The following is a 21,148-nucleotide window of genomic DNA, read 5'->3' as shown; positions in this document are numbered from 1 at the left end:
GTCTGCATCCAGCAACGCTTGCGGTTTTTCTTTGCGCGCATCGTTCTCGTCCATGCAGGGCCCGGCAGTTGATTGCTGCGCCGCATTTGCGCCGCCTTGTCGCCGGTTCCGAGCGGCTGGAATCCCAAGCGCATTCGGGCTGACCACATCGTCGCGATTCGAGTATCGTCGGTTGACACATCTCAAGACGCCCTTACAATTCGTTACTTGGCGAAGTGAAGGATTATGGCCATGCAGCAATATGTCGCAATCACGAAGGCATTGGCGGACGAAGGCCGGGGGCGGGCGATCATGGCGCTGGCGGATGGCGAGTTGTGCCTTTGCCAGATTGTGGAAGTTCTGGGGCTGTCGCCTTCGACGGTGTCCAAGCACATGTCGATCCTTCATCAGGCTGGGCTGGTCGAGCGGCGCAAGGATGGGCGTTGGCACTACTACCGCCTTGCCGACCGCGAGGCGCCGTCCGTGGTTCGCGACGCCATCCGCTGGACGCTCAAGGCGCTGGAGAAAGAAAAGATCATTGTGAGCGATGCCGAGACGCTCTGTTGCGTCCGCGAGAAAGACCGAAAGGAAGCCACCGAATGCTACAGCCGAAACTGAAAGTCCTGTTTCTCTGCACGGGCAACTCCTGCCGCAGCCAGATGGCGGAGGGTTAGGCGCGGCATCTTAAGGGCGATGTCGTTGAGCCTTACTCGGCGGGCATCGAGAAGCACGGGCTGAACCCGCATGCGTTGAAGGTGATGGCCGAGGCGAGGGTGGACATCGCCAACCACACCAGCAAGACGCTCGATGATTTGACGGGCGTCGACTTCGATTACGTCGTCACCGTCTGCGGCCATGCTCATGAGACCTGTCCGATGTTTTCCGGCACGGCGACCGTGGTGCATCAGGGCTTCGACGACCCGCCCAAACTCGCGGCCGACGAGACCGACCCCGAACGGGCGCTGTCACACTATCGGCGCGTGCGCGACGAGATTCGCGACTACGTGCAGACGCTGCCCGACGCCCTGGGGACCCGGTAAGGTCACGGTCCAGCTTTCACTGCAAACCACCACAAGGAACATTCCCATGCCGACCATTGAAGTTTTCGATCCCCCGATGTGCTGCTCGACCGGCGTCTGTGGCACGGACCCGAACCCGATGCTCGCTCGTTTTTCGTCCGATCTCGAATGGCTCAAACAACAGGGCGCGGAGGTGCGGCGATACAACATGGCGCAGGAGCCGACGGCGTTTACGGAAAACCCGGCGGTCAAGAAGCTGCTTGACGAGACGGACGGCGATGGTCTGCCCGCCGTACTCGTCAACGGTACCCTCGTGTCGCAGGGCAGCTACCCGGAGCGGGATGCTCTGGCGGAACTGGCAGGTTTGAATGGCGCGACGCAAGCGAAAGCCGCGACGCAACAAACGGCGCAAGGCGAGTCGTTGATGACCCCGGCGGTGGACGAACTCGTCGCGATCGCCGCGTCGGTGGCGGGTAACTGTGAAGCCTGCTTTGAATATCACCATGAACAGGCACGCAAACTCGGCGTGAGCGAGCAAGACATGCTTCGCGCGTTCAACCTGGGTCTGCGCATCAAGCAGGTGCCGCACCAGTCGCTGATGCGGACGGCACAGAAGGCGCTGATGCCCGAGGAGGCGGCGGCGAACGAAGGGGGCTGCTGCGGTGGCGGCGGTGGCGGCGGTGGGTCAAGTTGCTGCTGAGTTGGCGGTTCGGGTCGCGGTTTCTCAGTAATCGGCAGGATGTGCACCATGCAATGGATCGAGTCGTCAGTGCGGCACTTGTTTTTCACCGGCAAAGGCGGCGTCGGTAAGACCTCGCTGGCGTGCGCTACCGCGGTGAAGCTTGCCGACGCCGGCCGACGCGTGCTGCTGGTGAGCACGGACCCGGCGTCGAACCTCTCGCACGTCTTTGAGGCGTCGATCGGCGATGGCGAACCGGCGGCGATTGAGGCCGTGCCGAACCTCGACGCACTGAACATCGACCCTGAAGCGGCGGCGCAGGCATACCGCGACCGGGTCATCGGCCCGGCCCGTGACTCGCTGCCAGCGAAGCTGGTCCGCCAGATGGAGGAGGAGCTTTCCGGGGCCTGCACCACGGAGATCGCCGCGTTCGATGAGTTCACCGGGCTGTTGACCGACGACTCGCTGGCAGGCCGATATGACCACATCGTTTTCGACACCGCGCCGACGGGTCACACGCTTCGCCTGATGAAGCTGCCCACGGCGTGGAACACCTTCCTTGAAACCAACACGAGCGGCGCATCCTGCCTCGGCCCCCTGGCCGGCTTGGAGAAGCAGAAGCAGCGGTATGCCGACGCGGTGCAGGCATTGGCGGACGCCGAACAGACGCGGGTGATCCTCGTCGCTCGTCCGGAGCAGTCAGCGCTCGCTGAAGCGGATCGCACACGACACGAGTTGTCGGCGTTAGGCATCGCCAATCAGCGATTGATCGTCAACGGCGTCATGCCCGACCCTGCCAGCGCCGACCCGCTGGCGATGGCGATGGTGCAGCGTGGCCAGGCGGCGATTAACGCCATGCCCGCAGCATTGGCGGCGTTGCCGCAGGACAGTGTGCCACTGCAAGGGCACAATCTGGTGGGTGTCGCTTCACTGCGGGCCTTGCTTGGTGGAGGCGTTGGGGCCGAGGTGACAGAAACCCCGCTGTCCGATGCTCCGACGGTCAATGTGCCGTCGTTGCGCGAGATGATCGACCAGCTTGCCGAGCCTGGCCATGGGCTGGTGATGGTGATGGGCAAGGGCGGTGTGGGCAAGACGACGATCGCCGCGGCCGTGGCGGTGGAACTGGCGTCGCGCGGGCACGATGTTCATTTGACTACCACCGACCCGGCAGCGCATGTGACGCAAACCATCGAAGGCGAGTTGGATCGTCTGGAGGTCAGCCGAATCGATCCCGACGCGGAGACTGAACGCTACCGGCAGCACATTCTGGAAACGAAGGGCAAGGACCTGGATGACCAGGGTCGTGCGCTGCTGGAAGAGGATCTGCGTTCGCCGTGCACGGAGGAGATCGCGGTGTTCCAGGCGTTTTCGCGGGCGATTCGCGAAGCGTCGAAAAAGTTCGTCGTGGTCGACACGGCTCCAACGGGCCACACGCTGCTGCTGCTTGACGCGACCGGCTCATATCACAAAGAGGTGATGCGGCACGCCGCGCCGAACACGAAGCTGGTGACGCCGATGATGCGGCTTCAGGATGCCGAGCAGACAAAGATGCTGCTGGTGACGCTGCCGGAGACGACCCCGGTGCTGGAGGCGGCGCAGTTGCAGGATGACTTACGGCGGGCGGGCATCGAGCCGTGGGGCTGGGTGATCAACGCCTCACTGGCGGCGGCGGGTCCGACCGATCCGTTGCTGACGCGGCGCGCGCGTGCTGAGGTGGCGCAGATCGAAAAGGTGCAGCGCGAACTGGCCGCTCGTACCGCCATCGTGCCGTGGCTGCCCGAAGCGCCGGTGGGTGAGCATCGGCTGCGGCAACTGGCCGACGGCGTGGCGGCGGAAACGACAAACAACTGACCTCGGAAAGGCCGCATAGACCCCATGGAACAAAGCGTTGCGAAGGAGATGTCCCTGCTGGACCGTTACCTGACGGTCTGGATTTTCGCCGCCATGGCGCTGGGCGTGGCGATCGGCTACTTCATGCAGGCCGGCGTGGATCGCTTCAACGAAGCGCTTACCGTCGGCGAGCACACCAACCTGCTGATCGCGGCCGGGCTCATCCTCATGATGTACCCGCCGCTGGCGAAGGTGAAGTACGAGCTGATGCCCAAGGTCTTTGCCGACTTCAAGATCCTTGGCCTGTCGCTGCTGCAAAACTGGGTGATCGGCCCGATCCTCATGTTCACGCTCGCGCTGGTGTTCTTCGGCTACATCGCGCCGGCGCTGTTCGGCCCCGACCCGCGATGGGGCTATTACATGGTCGGGCTCATCCTCGTGGGCATCGCACGTTGCATCGCCATGGTGCTGGTGTGGAACCAACTGGCTCGCGGTAACAGCGAGTACGCCGCGGGTCTGGTCGCGCTCAACAGCGTGTTTCAGATTGTCACCTTCGGCTTCTACGCCTGGATATTTATCACCGTCCTGCCGCCGCTGTTCGGCATGGAAGGCGTGGTGGTGGATGTAGGCATCGGCGAAATCTTCGCGAGTGTGATGATCTACCTGGGCATCCCCTTCGCGGCGGGCATCTTGAGCCGGGCGATTCTCGTGCCGTTGAAAGGCAGCGACTGGTACGACCGTGTGTTCGTGCCGATCATTTCGCCGATGACGCTGATCGCGCTGCTGTTCACCATCGTGGTGATGTTCTCCACGCAGGGTGAGCGCATGATTTACCAGCCGCTGGACGTGCTGTGGATTGCGATTCCGCTGAGCGCCTACTTTGCGTTGATGTTCCTGGTGAGCTTTTTCATGGCCTGGAAGGTCGGCGCGGATTACTCACGGGCGACCACGCTGGCGTTCACCGCGTCGGGCAACAACTTCGAGTTAGCGATCGCGGTCGCCATTGCGGTGTTCGGCATCGCCTCGCCGATCGCCTTCGCGACGGTGGTCGGGCCGCTGGTGGAAGTGCCGGTGCTCATCGGGCTGGTGCACGTAAGCCTCTACTTCCTGCGGAAGATTTATGGCGGCGTGGTGCGCGACGACGGCGTAGAGCCGGCGACGGTGGTCGCCGCCGCGGGTCTGGAAGCCTGCGACACGACGCAGCAGGTGGCCGAGTCGGTCGAGCCTCGCTCTTGAGTTGGGCGTGATACAACTCGCGCGACTCACTGCTGACCGGCACGCCTCCGAAGGCGGTGTCGGGTTAGCTGTGTTGATGCTCGTAGCGGAGCTGGCCGCAGGCGGCGGCGATGTCGCGGCCGCGGCTGGCGCGGATGTGGGTGTTGACGCCGCGCTCGCGCAAGACATGCTGGAACTGGTGCACGTCGTCGGTGGTCGGTCGGTCGAAGGGGAGGCCGGCGACTTCGTTGTAGCGGATGAGGTTGATGTTGGCGCGGAGTCGTCGGGCGACGTCGGCGAGCTCGCGGGCGTGTTCGACGCGGTCGTTGACGTGGCGGAGGAGGATGTATTCGAGGGTGACTTCGCGGCCGGTGCGGTCGAAGTAGTATCGGCCGGCGTCGATGAGCTGGTCGACGGTGACGCGCTCGGCCCAGGGGATGAGCTTGCGGCGGACGTCGTCGTTGGGGGCGTGGAGGCTGATGGCGAGGGTGATGGGGAGGTTGAGGTCGGCGAGTCGGCGGATCTGGGCCGGCAGGCCGACGGTGCTGACGGTGATGCGTCGGCCGGCGAGGTTGAAGGCCCAGTCGGCCATGAGGGTGTGGAGGGCGCGGACGACCTGGTTGAAGTTGGCCAGCGGCTCGCCCATGCCCATGAAAACGATGTTGGTGATGCGCTCGATGCCGGGGATCTGCTGGAGTTGGAAGACCTGCTCGACGATCTGGCCGGCGGTGAGGTTGGCGTCGAGTCCGCCGAGGCCGGAGGCGCAGAACTTGCAGCCGACGGGGCAGCCGACCTGGCTGGAGATGCAGGCGGTACGGCGGAGCCTGCCGGAGACTTTGCTCTCGGCGGGGATCATGACGCATTCGGTCTGGGCGGCGGCGTCGATGCTGTCGTCGGCGGACTGGCCGAGGATGGCGAGCGGGGGCGGGTCGGTGGCGGCGGGGGAGTCGGTGTCAGCGCGGTCGGCGTGGTCGGCGGGCCATTGGAGCAGGAGCTTTTGCGTGCCGTCGGTGGCGCTTTCGTGTCGGATGGGTGAACCGAGGCGGAAGCGCAGGCGGTCGCTGAGCAGGTCGCGGTCGCGTTGGGCGAGGTTGGTCATGGCTTGCGGGTCGGCGACGCCGTGCTGGTAGACCCATTGCATGACCTGCTTGGCGCGGAAGGCGGGCAGGCCCCAGTCGGCGAAGTGAGCCGAGAGGCTGTCGGGGTCGAGGTCGAAAAAATGTGGTGCGGGCTTTGGTGCGGGCATGGAAGGTCATTGTAGCCGGGGTGGGAGGGTGTCGTGGGGGGGGCCCCACGGCGGGCCGCCGTGGGCTTTCGACCGGGCATGGGGCGTGGCGGAGGTTGGTGCGCTATACTGTGGTTGGCGTGGACGCGACGGCCGCGGATGGGCATGACCCATACGAGGAAAGTCCGAACACGACAGGACACGGTGGTGGGTAACGCCCACCGGCGTCGCTGGCGACGGCGACGTCAGGGAAAGTGCCACAGAAAACAAACCGCTGGGCTTCGCCAGTTTCGAGTTTCTGGTTTCGAGTTCCGAGTTGCTGAAGCAGCAACAGGGCCTTGTTTGCGACCGCTTGGCGACTTGAAACTGGCGTAGCCCAGTAAGGGTGAAAAGGTGCGGTAAGAGCGCACCGCTGACCTGGTGACAGGTCGGGCATGGTAAACCCCACCGCGTGCAAGACCAAGCAGCCCCGCCTTCGGTTGTTGACCCCGTCAACGCTGTGGGCAGCCCCGGTCCGGGGCCATGGGGCGGGTAGGTCGCTTGAGCCCGTCGGCAACGGCGGGCCTGGAGAAATGGCCGTCCCGACACGCGAGCCCCGGCTTGCGGGTTGGAACAGAATTCGGCTTACGGTCCACGCCACAAAACAAAACAACGCCCCGACCGTCTGGCCGGGGCGTTGTTTTTTTATTCGAACCCACGGATGCCATCCGTGGGCTTTGTGTATTTACTCGCCGCGGATGAGGCGGACGGCGTTGGCGGTCGGGAGCGAGAGCGCGCCGTGTGCACGGGCGGCGGCGACGGCGGTGTCGCCCTCAGCAGTGTCGACGAACTCGAGCAGCATGTCCGTGTGATCCTGCGTGAGCATGTTGCCGAACGCGATCGCCGAGGTGGCGAGGCTGGTCAGCAGGTCGATCTGCACCTCACCGGAACGATCGAGCGAGGCCGAGGCCAGTGCACGCTGAGCAGAGGAGTTGTCCAACTCGGCGAGCACCTTGCCGGCCGCGACGACGACGCTGTCGCGATCGTCGCCAAGGGCTTGCGTGAGCGCGGGGCCGGCGGCCTGCGCGTCGTACACGTCGCTGGCACGGGCGATCTGGTGCAGCAGGCGGAGGGCGGTGAGGGCGAACTCTTCGCTTTCCGCTTCGCCGATGGGTTCGCCGGTGTCGGCTTCCTGCACCTGTTCGATCGCCGAGGCGAGTCGCTGGGGCTCGTCGGCGACGACGACGCTGGAGAACCGAGCCTCTTCGCCGAGGAACTGGTTGAGGCGGGCCTGCTGATCGGACGAGCGGGCGACGGCGAGCACGGGCGTTGCGGCGAGCTTGTAGTCGTCACGCGTTCGCGAGAAGGCCCGGCGGATGTTGTCCGTGTCCTGGGCGATCACGACGAGGTCGACACCAGGTCGGCTTTCGAGTTCGTCGCGGACATCGCTGAGCGACATGCCGCCGAAGGCTTCGTAGCCTTGCTCACCGACGCGTTCGAGCAGTTGGTTGAGCGTTTCCTGATCGTCCGCGAGCACGAGGGCGTACTGCACATCCTGCTGGCGAACGGCCTCAGCGAGCACGGGCACCACGCGGTGGTCGCCGTTGAACGACTCGGTCGGCCGAGCGTTGGCGAGCGCCTCGGCGGCACGGAACCGCACGCGACGATCAGGGTACGAGAGGGCCCGCAGCAGCGGCTGACGTCGGCCGTCTGCATCGACCAACTGACGATCGCTGGCGGTGTGGGACAGCGCTTCGATCGCGTTGAGGGCCAGGGCCGGGTCGTTGTCACGCAAGGCCCGATCGAGCACTTCGTGAAGGCGGACGGGGCCGGCCAGCAGAGCGTAGAACGCGGGCGGCCGACGGTCGCTGGCGTAGCTGGGGTCGGTTTCGCCATCGGGCAGGCGGTTGGCACGACGGAGGTTGGCGGCGAGGAAAAGCGTCAGTGCCGCGTCGAGGTCGGGGTTGAGGTCGAGCGCCCGCTGAGTGGCCCGCATGGTGAGCACGTCGCCATGGATCGGCGCGGGCACTTCAATCGGCACGAGGCCCGCCCGGCTGGAGTACTCCCACACGATGCCGCGGTTCTCGGCGGCGTCGAAGGTGGGCAACTGCTCGCCACGGGTCGCGGCGCGGTAGTTCGTTTCGCCGAGGCGGAGGAACAGGTCGGCAGCGGAGGTGTCCGCATCAATGCCCGCAACCTCAGCGAGGCGGCGGTAGGCCCGGTCGACCACACGGCGGGCGTCTTCGTCGACCTGCTCATCTTCGAGCACTTGCTTCATGTAAGGCAGCGGCTGGGGGTAGCCGATGTCGGCGAGCACCTGGGCCACCTGCACCATCACGGTCGGCGAAAGGTTGGGCAGCGCGACGGCGAGCGGGTCGACAATGGGCTGGCCGATGCGCGTCAGCGACGAGACGACGTACGGGTGTAGCCGGTTACGGTCTCGGTCCTGCAAGGCGCGGAGCATGTGCGGCGCGGCGTACTGGCCGGCGCTGGTAAGGCGCTGGGTGGCGTTGCGGAAGCGTCGGTCGCCTTCACCGAGCAGGCGAATGTCTTCGCGGATGCGTTCCTCATCACGGCTTTGGTCGACGCGGCCCTGCTGAATTCGCCTGCCAAGCTCGCGGGCGACCTCGCGGAGCTCGTCGACGCGAGCGGCGCGTTCGAGCGTGGGCTCGTAGTCGCGGTAGTCGCTGGCTTCGACGATTTCCAGCAACTCGGCATCGTCCACGCGGTCGAGCAGGGCTTCGCCCGCGGCCAGGGCGAGGTCCGGTCGTGCGATGAGCGAATAATGGTTGAAATCGGCCCAGAGTTGTGCCGGGTCGCGATCCTGCTGGGCCTGGCTCGGATTGGCCAAGGCGAGTGAAAAGGCCAACAACAGAACGCCAAGTACCAACGATCGCGCTGCCGACATGGGCTTACTCCAATGTAGGATCGGCGAATCCAGAAATAGACCCTCGCAATCTATCGCCCCCCCGCGTTAGCGTCAAGCAACGCCACCCCTGCCGACCACGACCAGCTCTCGATTCCGGCAAGAGTTAACGCGGGTTCTGCATTGGCGATATTTAGCCGCGGTGCTTACGCCGCGCTGTTCAACGCGTTGCGCCGAAAGCGCGGGCCAAGGCCCGCGGCTAAATGGAAAACCGCGTTGGCGTGTCCGCGGACAACGTCAATCCGCTGATTGACACCACCTCATCGCACGCCGACGGGCTGCAACTCGGGGGCAAGGGCGTCGGCCTCGGCTTCGATCAGGTCGTCGAGCAGGGCCTCCGTGTCGCCGATGGAATTCGTCAGCGGGTCGACGAGCAGGGCCCGGCGGAGCAGGTCGCGCGAGCCGGCGTGCACGGCGTCGGCGGTGATCTCGTGCGTGTCGAGAACTTGCTGCGACATCCCGCGAACGCCCACGGGCAGGTCGCCGTGCGGCAGCGGCTTGGGGCCTTCCATGGACAGATCGCAGTAGAGCTCGAGGAACGCGTCGTCGGGCATGTTGGGGACGGCCCCGTTGTTGGCGGTGTTGATGAAGAACCGCTTGCCGAGGTTGGCCCACATGCCTTCGATCACGTCGGTGGCCGGGTCGGGGCCGAACTCGGTGTCGAACTCGCTGATCGGGGCCTTGCCGGTGACGTATTCGTCAACGCGGGCCCAGCACGCGTCGGTGCGGGCGACGCGATCGGGGACTTCGAAGAGCATGAGCGGGTCGTGCTTGTCCCGGCCGGCCTTGCCGAGGCCCTGGTAATAGCGGACGTATTCCTTGGTGTGGCCGAGCACGGTGGGCAGGGCGCCGAGGGTGTCATACAACTCGGCAGCGATGCTGTTGTTCTGGAAGCCCTTGGATTGCTTGGCGCTGCCCTGGACCTGCTCGTTCGCGTCGCCGTCGGCCTTGTCGCGGATGGCTTCGACGATCTTCGGGAGCACGTCGCGGCCGTCGTACTCGGCCTTGGTCACCCAGGTGAAGTGGTTCGGGCCGGTGGTCAGCAGCACGAACTTGTCATCGTTGGGCACGCCTGCCAGCTCGGCGTACCCCATGCGCAGGCCCCACTGGGCGTCGCAGAGGGCGAAGCTTTTCAGTTGCGGGAAGTGCTTCCGCAGGCCGATGCCGTGCACTGCGGTGGGGTTGATGTAGTTGATGACCCAGGCGTCGGGGCAGAGCGTTTCGATGTCACGGCAGGCGGCGATAATCTGCGGATATTCGCGGGCCGTCCGCATCACCCCGCCGGGGCCGATCGTGTCGCCGGAGCACATGCGAATGCCATACTTCGCGGACAGCTCGCAGTCGATGCCACGGAAGTGGGCGTTGCGGTCGGCAAAGCTGAGCACCACGAAGTCGGCGTCGGCAAGCACGTCCTTGCGATCGGTCGACGCTTCAATCTTGAGCTTGACCTTGTTGTGGTCGGCAACCATGCGGGCGAGCTTTTCCATCTTCGCCAGGCGGTCGGCGTCAACGTCAACCAGGGCGAGCGTGCCCCCGTTGAGGTGCGGGCTGTGGACCATCTGCCACACGGCCTTGCGGCCGAAGAAAAGGCTGCCGGCACCGAGAATGGCGACTTTGGGGTGCTGTGTGCTCATGTCGAATCAGGCTCCAGGTCTGGCGTGAAATTGCGCTTGATATGCGCGTCATAACTTCGAGGCGGTTTACAATAACTGTATTATGTCGAAAATATCGCCCGTGAACATGGGATGATTGCGCCAAAACATGGACAATATTGATTTTCACCCCCAACACGCCGATCGGCCGCAGCCGCCGGCGACGACGCTGGCCTACCGCGTGCGGACGCTGGGGCGGATGCGCGACGACCCGTTTCATTCCACGCGCGGCACGTTTCACGATGACGCCATGCTCACCATCGTCCTCGCCGGCCGGGGCGTCTACCTGCACGGCCGATCGCGGCAGACAATCGCGGCGGGCATGGTCGGGCTCGTGCTGCCCCATGTCGAGCCGGGCATTCTCATGGCGGACGCCGACCGACCTTACGACCATGTCTACTGCCGCTTCGCCGGCGGCGAGGCGTTGACCACGGCCCGCCGCATCCGCGACGAACAGGGCGGCGGACAGGCGTTTTTCCGGCATCCCCGCTGGTCCGAGGCGGCCGAGCCGCTGCTCGCCACGCTGCACGCCCGCCACATCCGCCACGACCCCGCCAACGAGCAGCCCGAGCGCCCCACCGTGCTCGAAGCGGCGCTGATGTCGGCCCTGACCACGCTGGACCACCGCTCCGCCGAGCCGACGTCGCTGCCGCCGCTGACGGCCGAGTCGCTGCGCGGCTACCTGCGCGACCACATGGCGGAGCCGGCCCACCTCGCGCCGGTGGCGGAGCATTTCGCGATGAGCAAGGCCCACCTCTGCCGAGTGGGTCGGCAACTGCTCGGGCGTACCGTGCACGCGGAGTGGCAGGCGATCAAGTTGCAGTGGTCGGCCGTGCTGTTGAACGAGCCGTCGCTGTCGATCGCCGACGTCGCGCGACGGGTCGGCTACAACGATCCGCTCTACTTTTCGCGCGTCTTCCGCCGCAGCCTCGGCCAGTCGCCGCGCGCGTACCGCCAGCAAACGATCGGCGACCGCGAGGCGTGAGCGCAGCCGGGGTCGGGGCCGAGCTGGGGCCTATGTTTGATCGGGTGCCACTACTTACAAATCGAGTCGACTTCTAATTCGACAACGCGGCTTCTGCACATGCGACATTTAGCGGCGGTGCTCGCACCGCCTTTTTCGGCCCGCAGGGCCGAACGCGCGGGCCAAGGCCCGCGGCAAATAGAACTCGCGTTGTCGTACTAACAAGCGGTGACACTCAAAGTAGACACTGCCCGAGGCCGAGTGCCCAACGGCATCAACCATGCCTCGCTATTACACCTCGCCGCGCCGCTTGGCGGTGCCGTGTTCGAGCACCGCGAGCAGCGCGAGCACCGCCGCCACCTGCGCCGCCACGAGCAACACCTGCCACGTCGCCAGCGATCCAAGCATCACTCCGCCCAAGGCGGTCGCCAGCGTGCAAAGCCAGATCACCCCCACCGCCCGTCGGCGGGAGAGCCCCAGTTTCACCAGCCGATGCGAAAAGTGGCTGTGATCGCCCACAAACGGGCTTCGTCCCTGCGCCACTCGCACCACCGTCACGCTCACGAAGTCATACAGCGGTACCGCCATCACCACCAGCGGCATCAACAGCCCGTACCACGCTCGGCCGGCCTCGGGCTGAAGCGTGTCCGTGTCGAAATAGGTCGTCCGAATGGAAATCACCGCCAGCGTCAGCCCGACCACCAGTGAGCCGGCGTCGCCCATGAAAATCTTGGCTGGCGGAAAGTTCCACACCAGGAAGCCCACCAGCGCCCCGAGCAGCAGGGCTGCCAACCCCGCGACGAACCACTGTCCGCCGATGATGGTGGCGACGAGGTAGAGAGCTGCGATGATCGCCGCGACGCCCGCGCTCAGGCCGTCCATGTTGTCGAGGAAGTTGAAGGCGTTGACGATGACGACGATCCAGGTGGTCGCGAGCACGATACTCAGAGCCGTGCCCGGCACGCCGTAGACGTCGAGCAGCGTGAGCACGCGCATGTCAGCGAGCACGACCAGCCCCAGCGCCACCGCGGTCTGCGCGGTGAGTTTGATCATCGGCCCCAGCGATCGGCGGTCGTCCAGCAGGCCGACGAGGTGCAGCAGCGCCATGCCCGTCAGCACGCCGCCGCCCACCGCCGTCATCGCCCGCAGGCCCGGCAGGTGGATGCTGATGTCCGGCGCAAACCGCTGCCACTGGGCATCGGGCACCAGCCAGACCGCGAGCATCGCCAGCGCCATCGGCATCGCCACTGCGGTAAAGATCGCCACCCCGCCGACGTTAGGCGTCGGCTGCACATGCAGCTTATGCCCTTCCGCTCCCACCGCATCCAGCCAGCCCCGCCGACGACTCACCCACACCAGCAGCCCCGTCAGCGGCAGGCTGATAAGAAACGCGACCAACGCCAACGACAGGCTCAGGACAATCATGAGCCGATATTGGAGACGCTTCCGCGCCGAATGGCAAACGCAAGGCCCCCTGCGGGGGCATTTCTAATTGCTAATTGCTAATTGCTGATCGCTCATCGCATCGGTGCGGGACCCGATCAGGAATCAGCGATCCGCAATCCGCAATTAGCAATTAGCAATTAGAAATTAGCAATTAGAAATTCCCTCCCCCTCCCCCTTTGCCTCATCGCCACCAACCCGTCATCATCACCTGCTATGTGCCCCACCGGCCCCATGCAGCGCATCGCGATCATCGGCTGTGGCGGCGCAGGCAAGTCCACCCTCGCCCGCGAGCTGGGCCAACTGCTGGAAATTGAGGTCTTCCACCTCGACGCCCTTCACTGGCAGCCCGGCTGGGTCGAGTCCGAGCGCGAGGAGTGGGCCGACCGCCAGCGCCAGCTGGTGCGGCGCGACCGCTGGATCATCGACGGCAACTACGGGGCGACGCTGGACATCCGCCTCGCCGCCGCCGACACCGTGATCTTCCTCGACATGCCCCGGCGCGTCTGCCTCCGCCGAGTGATCTGGCGGACGTTGCGGCACTATGGCCGAACCCGGCCGGACATGGGCGAAGGCTGCCCGGAACGGCTGCCGGACCCCACCTTTCTCAAATGGATCTGGAATTACCGCCGCACCCGCCGACCCCGCATCCTCCAGCAACTGCACCGCCTTGCCAGCACGAACGGCGAAAAAACCATCATCCGCCTCCGCTCCCGCGCCGACGTCAAACGCTTCCTCCACCGCCTCCAACGTGCCCAGCACGTCGCGGCAGAAGAGCGTTGATCGCTGATTGCTGATCGCTAATCGCTGATTGAATGCACCGGCCGCCGCAGTTCATTCGCGACCGTCCCGAACAATCAGCAATCAGAAATCAGCGATCAGCGATTCCCCCCACGCCTACAATCACCTTGATGCGCCACCCCCCCCATGGTACGGTAGGTCATGCCCCACACGCCCCCCGACAATCCGCAAGACATCCTCACCGAAGCGGGACAGAAGACCCACGACTCGGAGTTTTTCAACCCCGTCCCGCCCGGCTACAAGCAAGGCCGACACAAGTACGTCGTCGTCCTCGGCACGGTCATGTCCGGCCTGGGCAAGGGCATCTTCTCCTCCAGCCTCGCCAAGCTCCTCAAAGACAAAGGCCTCACCGTCGCCCCCATCAAAATGGAGGGCTACCTCAACATCGACTCCGGCACGCTCAACCCCTACCGCCACGGCGAAGTGTTCGTCCTCGATGACGGCCTCGAAACCGATATGGACCTGGGCACCTACGAGCGAATGCTCGACCAGAACCTCACGCGCGACAACTACGTCACCTCCGGCCAGGTCTTCCGACGCGTGCTCGACAAAGAACGCCACGGCGGATACCTCGGCCGAGACGTGCAGATGATCCCCCACGTCACCGGCGAAGTGAAGTACATGCTCCGCGAACTCGCGGTCAAGCAGAACGCCGACGTCGTCTTCGTCGAAGTCGGCGGAACCGTGGGCGACTACGAAAACGGCTTCTATATCGAAGCCCTCCGCCAACTCGCTTTCGAAGAAGGCGAAAACAGCGTCTGTTTCGTCGCGCTCACCTACGTCATCGAACCGCCCGCGCTCGGCGAACAGAAGTCCAAAGCCGCGCAACTGGGCCTGAAGAAGCTCATGGAAGCCGGCGTTCAGCCGCATCTGGTCGCCTGCCGGGCACACAGCGAAGTGCTCGCCCCGGCCATGGAAAAAATCGCGATGTTCTCCAACGTCCCGATGCGCCGCGTCTTTTCCATGCACGACCGCCAGAGCATCTACACCATCCCCGAAGACCTGCGCAACGCGGGTCTGGACCGCGAAGTGCTCTCGCTGCTCGACATGCACAGCCGAGTCAACCAAGCCCACGAAGACACGGCCCGCGAGCAATGGCGCAGCTTCGTCCGCAAGCTCACCGGCGACCGCAAGCACAAGATCCGCATCGGCATCACCGGCAAGTACGCCTCGCTCCGCGACGCCTACGCCAGCATCGACAAGGCCATCGAACACTGCGGCTCGCACCTGTCCGCCGACGTTGACGTCGAGTGGATCGACACGACCAAGATCGAGCCCACGCACGTCGACCGCGTGCTCAAACACCTCGACGGCGTCATCGTCCCGGGCGGCTTCGGCCAGCGGGGTACGGAAAGCAAAATCGCCTGCGTCCGCTACTGCCGTGAGAACGACCTGCCCTACCTGGGCATCTGCCTCGGCTTCCAGATGGCGGTCATCGAATACGCCCGCAACGTCTGCAACATTGACGACGCCAGTTCCAGCGAGTTCGACGCGAACACGAAGCACGCCGTGATCGACATCCTCCCCGAGCAGAAGCAGATCGAAGGCCTCGGCGGATCGATGCGGCTCGGCGGCCAGGATGTGCAGCTGAAAGCCAACAGCCTCGCTGCCTTCCTCTATCGCGAGCGAAGCCAGGGCGACGACGGCAAGCTCGGCTACACCGTCCGCGAACGCTTCCGCCATCGCTACGAGGTCGACCCGAGCTACATCGAACAGCTCGAAGCCGCGGGCCTGGTCTTCTCCGGCCGACACCCGAAGCAACCGATCATGCAGATTCTCGAATTACCGCCGAGCAAGCACCCGTACTTCATCGGCGCCCAGTTCCACCCCGAGCTGACCGGCCGACCGCTTCGCCCGCAGCCGATGTTCATGGGCCTCGTCGCCGCCGCCATCCGCCACGCGAGCCCCAATCTCACTGCCGAGCAGATCACCACGCGCTGGCTCCCCAAAGCCGACCTCCAGCCCGCAAGCTAACCATTTATTCTGAGGGGCATGCATGAAACGTCATGTGCAACAATTCCTATGCGTGTTGATCTGGTTCGCCGGGGCAGTCGTAGGGAATGTTTATCTTTGCGAGGCAAGTGCTGAAGAACAGGACGAATTGATTGGCTTCTATAACCAGTGGTTCGATGAAGCTACGCAAGAGCAACCGAGGCTCCGAAATCTGGTCAAGGCATACCAGGAAGTAAACCACTACGAAGCCAAATGGGAATTGCGGAATCCAGTAACGAATGAGATTGGGGACCTTGAGGCCTGGCCCATCATTCAAATCGCCTTCGACCGCAAGGCCGGCTTGATCCTCTACCGAATATCTGTACCTGATGAAGCATCACCTGATGAACCTGACCACTCAATCGGCACCAGAGACACGGTGATTTTTGACGGTACGGCGGTACATCTCATCAGCGATGATGGCCACGGCAATCGCTCTCACAATTCTTTGCCGATCGAAGGTGATGTCGCGTTCGAACAGTTCCACCGCGTCTTCCCATTTGCTCTCACGCCTGACCTGGCTCTGCTGATCTCAAACATGCCAGTGATGAGGATCATGCAAACGACCCCCGACAAGGTGAACGAGGTCGCGGAAACGGACGAAGACTATCCGGGCGTTTATATTCACGACGAATTTGGCGAGATCTCCGCATTTTTCGGCATCAGCGATGAGCATCACCTCGTAAAATTGTTCCGGCTTGAGCGACTCGATGCTCCGGAAGCTTCGGTCATCCTTAAACTTGTAGAGTTGCAAACAGATCACCCGATCGACGATCAGGTGTTTGCCCCGACCACGTATCTGCCCTGACCGATCTTCAGCCGCGGCAAGGCAGTATTCGGTTGGTTCTGTAGCTACAATACCCCCTCATGCCCCCCGACCCCGACCAACCTGACCGCGATGCCGCCGCCCGCATCAACGATGTTGTCGAGCAGTTCGTCCGCAGCTATCAGGCTGACGACCGCACGCACCACCTCGACGCCACCTTCCTGCCCAACCGCGCCCGCACGATCGACCTGCTCGAACTGATCCGCAAGGTCATCTTCCCCGGCTTCTTCGACGAGCACCGCATCACCAGCGACAACGTCCGCTTCCACGTGGGCGAACTGCTCACCTGCATCGACGAAGCCCTCTACGAACAGATCCGCCAAGCCCTCCGCTATGACAAAAACCGCACCGGCGAGCCCGGCGAAGGCGACACCTGCACCGCCTGCGACACCCGCGCCCGCGAGTTGACCACCGCCCTGCTCAGCCAGCTGCCCGAGCTCCGCCGACAGCTCGCGCTCGACGTCCAGGCCGCCTTCGACGGCGACCCGGCCGCCAGCTCCACCGACGAAACCATCTTCTGCTACCCCGGCGTCGACGCGATCTTCATCCACCGCGTCGCCCACGAACTCTACAAACTCAACGTCCCGCTCCTGCCACGCATCATGAGCGAATACGCTCACAACGAAACCGGCATCGACATCCACCCCGGCGCTCAGATCGGCGAGTCGTTCTTCATCGACCACGGCACGGGCGTCGTCATCGGCGAAACCACCATCATCGGCGACCGCGTCAAGCTCTACCAGGGCGTCACCCTCGGTGCACTCTCGACCAAGGGCGGGCAGATCTGGCGCGGCCGAAAGCGACACCCCACCCTCGGCAATGACGTCACCATCTACGGCGGGGCAATCATCCTCGGCGGCGAAACCGTCGTCGGCGAAGGTTCCACCATCGGCGGCTCGGTCTTCATCACCTCCAGCGTTCCGCCCGGCCACACCGTCACCATGAAACAGCCGGAGCTGAAGCTCAGCGCCAAAAAAGTGCGCAAGAAAAAACGCCGCGACGCCGACTCCGACATCCCCGAGCTCGAACTGCCGCAGGGCCACGACTTCCAGATCTGATTTTGATCCCCCCCTCGACGCCCACAGCGTCACGCTGTGGGCGTCCCACACCACGCGCCTACTTCAACTCCACCGACCAGTACGCATTATCCAGAAACGCGCGCCACGACGCGTACTTGTCGCTGCCCAGCCTCAAACTGATCACCGGGTTCCGCGTCGGCTTCACCGGCTTGCGGATCAGGTGCATCCGCGCCTGCTCCGGCGTTCGGCCGCCCTTCTTCGCATTGCACCGCGTGCAGGCACACACCAGATTCGTCCACGAACTCTCCCCGCCGAGCGTGCGCGGGTTGACGTGGTCGAGGCTCAGCTCGCTGGTGGGAAACCGCTCGCCGCAGTACTGGCAGAGGTTGTGGTCGCGGGCGAAAATGTTACGGCGGTTGAGCTTCACATCCTGCCGGGGCAGCTTGTCATAGCCGAGCAGGCGGATCACCTTCGGTACTGCCAGGTCGATCCGCACGGTCCGCACCCACTCGTAAGCGTCCGGCTCAAGGCGGGCGAACTGGTCGCGGGTCGTCGACACATCGGTCCACGATTCGAAATCGTACGCCGTGTACGAGCCATCGTCGACACGGATGACCTCCGCGAGGTCGCGGCAGAGCAGCGAAAACGCCCGGCGGGCGTCCACGACACGGATCGCCATCCACATTTTATTGAGGACAAGCACGTGGCTGTTCAGCGCTGTTGCCGATCCGCTCATGGATAAATCCTGTGCGGGGCCAAGTCTACGGGGAATCCCGATGCATCGGATGTTAGCCAGTGGTCGGCGAAGGGGCAACTTTTGCCCGTGTCAGCGTTTGGTGAATGGGGAGCAGGCCGAGGTGAAAATCAAAAATGCCGCTCTGTCCGGGCCCGGTTTGCAAAGCCCCACGCCCCGGCCGTGCGAAACAGCACGAACCCCAACGGCACCGCCGCCACCGCTGTGTACAGCAGCATCACAAACCGATGCGCCAACTGGTCCGGCGTGCTCCAGCCCACGATCGGCTCGGCGGTGAGCATCCCCATCCCCCGCGCCGTCAGCAACGCCACATAAACCAGTTGCACGAATATCCCCACCACCAGCACCAGCACCGCCAGCGCCAGCACCGACTCGCGAAACACCATCCCCCGCAGTTGCAGCACCACGTACGCCCCCGCCAGATACCCCAGCGCCGCCGGCCCGATCACCGTGCCATCACGCACCGGCCCCGGCTGAAGGTCCGTGAGCAAACCCAGAATCAAAAACGCCCAAGGCACGACCGCGCTCGGCGCCATCAGCCCCACATACACCGCGAGCACCAGCAGCAGGCTCGGCGACACGCCCCACACCTGCAGCAACAGCCGCAGCCCCGACTCCAGAGCCAGCAACACATACGCCGCGATGATGAAAATCAGCCAGTTCATGTAATTCGCGAATGTTCAATCGCGGATGTCGAATGTTTCCAACATCCCACATTCTCCGCGGCTATTCCGGCACGAGCACCGTCACCTGCCGCAGCGCCATGAGGTCCACCGCTGGCGAAAGCGTTACGCGCATCAACCGATGCGGGTCGCTCGGGTCCGGCCGAGCGTCGATCACCTGCGCCACCACAAACCCCCTCGCCTCGCGCGGCCATCGCTCATCCGCCAGATGCGCCCAGTCGCCCGCCTCCACCGGATCGCCTCGCTCGGCTTCGATCACAAACACGCTGCCGCCGTCTTGAATGTCCATCCAGGCGGTGTAACGCCGTTCCTCCGCCGTCGGGTCTGACGGGATGATTCGCACTTGCAGCCGTGTCTCCGCCGCGGTGAACAGCCGAACGTCGGCACTCACCGGCCCGGCCCGCTCGATCTCGCCCACCAGCGTAAACCCGCTCACCACCGCCTGCCCTCGGCCAACCCCGTCGCGCGAGCCGCGATTGATCCGCAGCGTCGGGTTCAGCCGATCGCCCGACACGCCGCCTACCCGCGCGAGCAGCGCCTGCACCGACCGCTCTTCGCCCAGCACGCCGCGCACCTGCTGCAACGCCTGGTTCTCTCGCCGAAGCTGCTCGACTTCCTGTTCCAACCGCTCGATGTACAGCCGGGCGTGACCCGGATGATGCTCGTCCGCCACATCAAGCTGCACCGGCGTCGGCCGACGCACGGCATCGCCGATGCTCTTCAGCGGCACGGTCACCGGCATCTGCACCGCCGCCACCACCTCCCGCGCCGGGTTGCCCACCCACGACACCACGCGCAACGGCAGCAGGCTCGTCACCAGCAGCACCGCCGTGACAAGCACCAACGCCCGACGAGGTGTCAACAACGAACGACGCATGAGAAAAGCACTCTGGACGACAAAACAAAAGGCTACGCCACCCCCACGTCCCCCTTAGCCGCGAAGCGCAGCGGAGCGCTCCCCCCGCCCTAATTCCTAACCCTAATCTTAATCCTACTCCTACTCTTAATCGCGGTTCCTGCTTCCAATTCGCGGTTCGAATTCAGGATCAGGAACCAGGATTAGGAGTAAGAAGAGAAAGGGCAGCCCCCCCAGCATCACGCAGACGCGTCACCCATCGTCCATGTCGCTTTCCATCGTGTGCTTCCATTCCTCGATATGTTCGAGGTAGATCGCCGTGCCACGGGCCACACACGTCAGCGGGTCTTCCGCCACTCGGCAGTCCAGGCCGGTCGCATTGGAAATCACGTCCGCAATGCCACGCAGCAACGCACCGCCGCCCGCGAGCACGATGCCGTTGTCCACCAGGTCGGCAGCCAGTTCCGGCTCGGCCCGCTCCAGCGTCCGCGTTACCGTTTCGATGATCGCCGACAGCGGCTCCTGCAACGCTTCGCGAATCTCTTCGCTGGTCACCACCGTCTTGCGCGGCAGGCCGGAGATCATGTCGCGACCGCGAACCTCCATCGACTGCTCTTCGCCCATGGGCACCGCCGAGCCGATCTCTTTCTTGATCTTTTCCGCGGTCTGCTCGCCGATCATGAGGTTGTACGCTTTTTTCATGTGGTTGATGATCGACTCGTCGAGGTCGTCACCCGCCACCCGCACCGACTCGCATTGCGCGATGTCGGCCAGCGACATGATCGCCACTTCCGTCGTGCCGCCGCCGATGTCCACGATCATGCTCGCTGTCGCTTCGACGATGGGCAGGTTCGCACCGATGCCCGCCGCCATCGGCTCTTCGACGAGATACACCCGCCGGGCCCCGGCCCGCTCTGCCGAGTCGAGCACCGCCCGCTTCTCGACGGCCGTGATGCCCGAAGGCACAGCGATCACCACCCGCGGCTTCACGAACGGCCGTTTGCCGTTGACCTTGCGAATGAAATAGCCCAGCATTGCCTCGGTGATCTCGAAGTCCGAGATCACGCCGTCTTTCAACGGGCGGATGGCGGTAATGCTCCCCGGCGTCTTGCCGAGCATCTCCTTCGCCACCCAGCCGACCGCGTTGCCGTTGTCGAGCACCTGGTTCGTGCCCTTCTTCACCGCCACCACGCTCGGCTCATTCAACACGATACCTTCGCCTCGCACGCACACCAAGGTGTTACACGTGCCGAGGTCGATACCCATGTCGACGCTGAACCAGCTTAATATGTTGTCGAGGAACAAG

17 protein-coding genes, 1 other RNA gene and 1 pseudogene are annotated in these 21,148 nt (G+C 64.3%); 11 read left to right on the top strand and 8 right to left on the bottom strand.

Annotation, left to right across the window (positions count from 1 at the left end; genetic code table 11):
• Positions 1 to 231: 231 nt before the first annotated feature.
• The 5 genes and pseudogenes from ACERK3_10525 to arsB all read left to right on the top strand — a co-directional run bounded on the left by ACERK3_10525 (position 232) and on the right by arsB (position 4,743).
• Complete coding sequence (locus tag ACERK3_10525) at positions 232 to 597, top strand: ArsR/SmtB family transcription factor (protein MFA9478730.1); 366 nt, start codon at positions 232 to 234, stop codon at positions 595 to 597.
• A pseudogene (locus ACERK3_10520) lies at positions 579 to 1,019 on the top strand (arsenate reductase ArsC). Before ACERK3_10525 ends, ACERK3_10520 begins: the two are co-directional and overlap by 19 nt.
• 46 nt (positions 1,020 to 1,065) lie before the next feature.
• Positions 1,066 to 1,698: an arsenite efflux transporter metallochaperone ArsD gene (gene arsD, locus ACERK3_10515; GenBank protein MFA9478729.1), complete on the top strand. Its 633-nt coding sequence runs from the start codon at positions 1,066 to 1,068 to the stop codon at positions 1,696 to 1,698.
• 48 nt (positions 1,699 to 1,746) lie between these two features.
• Positions 1,747 to 3,528 carry an arsenical pump-driving ATPase gene (arsA, locus tag ACERK3_10510; GenBank protein MFA9478728.1) on the top strand — a complete coding sequence of 594 codons (1,782 nt, stop codon included), beginning with the start codon at positions 1,747 to 1,749 and terminating at the stop codon, positions 3,526 to 3,528.
• Positions 3,529 to 3,552: 24 nt separating this feature from the next.
• The gene (gene arsB / locus ACERK3_10505) at positions 3,553 to 4,743 is read left to right on the top strand and encodes an ACR3 family arsenite efflux transporter (protein MFA9478727.1); all 1,191 of its coding nucleotides are present in this window, start codon (positions 3,553 to 3,555) and stop codon (positions 4,741 to 4,743) included.
• A gap of 64 nt (positions 4,744 to 4,807) precedes the next feature.
• Here the strand turns inward: arsB and rlmN are convergent, their stop codons facing one another.
• Positions 4,808 to 5,968 carry a 23S rRNA (adenine(2503)-C(2))-methyltransferase RlmN gene (rlmN, locus tag ACERK3_10500; protein ID MFA9478726.1) on the bottom strand — a complete coding sequence of 387 codons (1,161 nt, stop codon included), beginning with the start codon at positions 5,966 to 5,968 and terminating at the stop codon, positions 4,808 to 4,810.
• A 115-nt stretch (positions 5,969 to 6,083) separates the two neighbouring features.
• Here rlmN and rnpB point away from each other — a divergent pair.
• Positions 6,084 to 6,590: RNase P RNA component class A (gene rnpB / locus ACERK3_10495), an RNA gene on the top strand.
• Between the two features lie 81 nt (positions 6,591 to 6,671).
• Here rnpB and ACERK3_10490 read toward each other — a convergent pair.
• On the bottom strand, positions 6,672 to 8,834 hold the full coding sequence (locus tag ACERK3_10490; protein ID MFA9478725.1) for a HEAT repeat domain-containing protein: 2,163 nt from the start codon (positions 8,832 to 8,834) through the stop codon (positions 6,672 to 6,674).
• 278 nt (positions 8,835 to 9,112) lie between these two features.
• The gene (locus tag ACERK3_10485) at positions 9,113 to 10,486 is read right to left on the bottom strand and encodes a glycoside hydrolase family 4 (GenBank protein MFA9478724.1); all 1,374 of its coding nucleotides are present in this window, start codon (positions 10,484 to 10,486) and stop codon (positions 9,113 to 9,115) included.
• A 127-nt stretch (positions 10,487 to 10,613) separates the two neighbouring features.
• Here ACERK3_10485 and ACERK3_10480 point away from each other — a divergent pair, with 127 nt between their 5' ends.
• A complete protein-coding gene (locus tag ACERK3_10480; protein MFA9478723.1) occupies positions 10,614 to 11,489 on the top strand; it encodes a helix-turn-helix transcriptional regulator in 876 nt (291 codons plus the stop codon).
• Between the two features lie 270 nt (positions 11,490 to 11,759).
• Here the strand turns inward: ACERK3_10480 and ACERK3_10475 are convergent, their stop codons facing one another.
• A complete protein-coding gene (locus ACERK3_10475) occupies positions 11,760 to 12,893 on the bottom strand; it encodes a glycosyltransferase family 4 protein (protein MFA9478722.1) in 1,134 nt (377 codons plus the stop codon).
• A 234-nt stretch (positions 12,894 to 13,127) separates the two neighbouring features.
• Between ACERK3_10475 and ACERK3_10470 the strand changes: the two genes are divergently transcribed.
• The 4 genes from ACERK3_10470 (at position 13,128) to epsC (ending at position 17,588) form a co-directional block, all read left to right on the top strand.
• Complete coding sequence (locus ACERK3_10470; GenBank protein ID MFA9478721.1) at positions 13,128 to 13,694, top strand: DNA topology modulation protein; 567 nt, start codon at positions 13,128 to 13,130, stop codon at positions 13,692 to 13,694.
• A gap of 159 nt (positions 13,695 to 13,853) precedes the next feature.
• Complete coding sequence (locus tag ACERK3_10465; protein ID MFA9478720.1) at positions 13,854 to 15,686, top strand: CTP synthase; 1,833 nt, start codon at positions 13,854 to 13,856, stop codon at positions 15,684 to 15,686.
• Between the two features lie 22 nt (positions 15,687 to 15,708).
• Complete coding sequence (locus ACERK3_10460; GenBank protein MFA9478719.1) at positions 15,709 to 16,512, top strand: hypothetical protein; 804 nt, start codon at positions 15,709 to 15,711, stop codon at positions 16,510 to 16,512.
• Positions 16,513 to 16,571: 59 nt separating this feature from the next.
• Positions 16,572 to 17,588: a serine O-acetyltransferase EpsC gene (gene epsC / locus ACERK3_10455; protein MFA9478718.1), complete on the top strand. Its 1,017-nt coding sequence runs from the start codon at positions 16,572 to 16,574 to the stop codon at positions 17,586 to 17,588.
• 58 nt (positions 17,589 to 17,646) lie between these two features.
• Here the strand turns inward: epsC and ACERK3_10450 are convergent, their stop codons facing one another.
• From ACERK3_10450 to ACERK3_10435, 4 genes are all read right to left on the bottom strand, one after another.
• Positions 17,647 to 18,285: an HNH endonuclease gene (locus ACERK3_10450; GenBank protein ID MFA9478717.1), complete on the bottom strand. Its 639-nt coding sequence runs from the start codon at positions 18,283 to 18,285 to the stop codon at positions 17,647 to 17,649.
• A gap of 128 nt (positions 18,286 to 18,413) precedes the next feature.
• Entirely contained in the window at positions 18,414 to 18,968 is a 555-nt protein-coding gene (locus ACERK3_10445; GenBank protein ID MFA9478716.1) for a hypothetical protein, read from the bottom strand.
• A gap of 61 nt (positions 18,969 to 19,029) precedes the next feature.
• Positions 19,030 to 19,863, bottom strand: coding sequence for a rod shape-determining protein MreC (gene mreC / locus ACERK3_10440; protein ID MFA9478715.1), 834 nt, complete (start codon positions 19,861 to 19,863; stop codon positions 19,030 to 19,032).
• 231 nt (positions 19,864 to 20,094) lie between these two features.
• On the bottom strand, positions 20,095 to 21,147 hold the full coding sequence (locus ACERK3_10435; protein MFA9478714.1) for a rod shape-determining protein: 1,053 nt from the start codon (positions 21,145 to 21,147) through the stop codon (positions 20,095 to 20,097).
• Position 21,148: the final 1 nt, after the last annotated feature.

The sequence above is a fragment of the Phycisphaerales bacterium AB-hyl4 genome (genome assembly GCA_041821185.1).
GTDB classification, from domain to species: domain Bacteria; phylum Planctomycetota; class Phycisphaerae; order Phycisphaerales; family Phycisphaeraceae; genus Natronomicrosphaera; species Natronomicrosphaera hydrolytica.
This window is presented reverse-complemented; position numbering and strand designations above follow the sequence as displayed.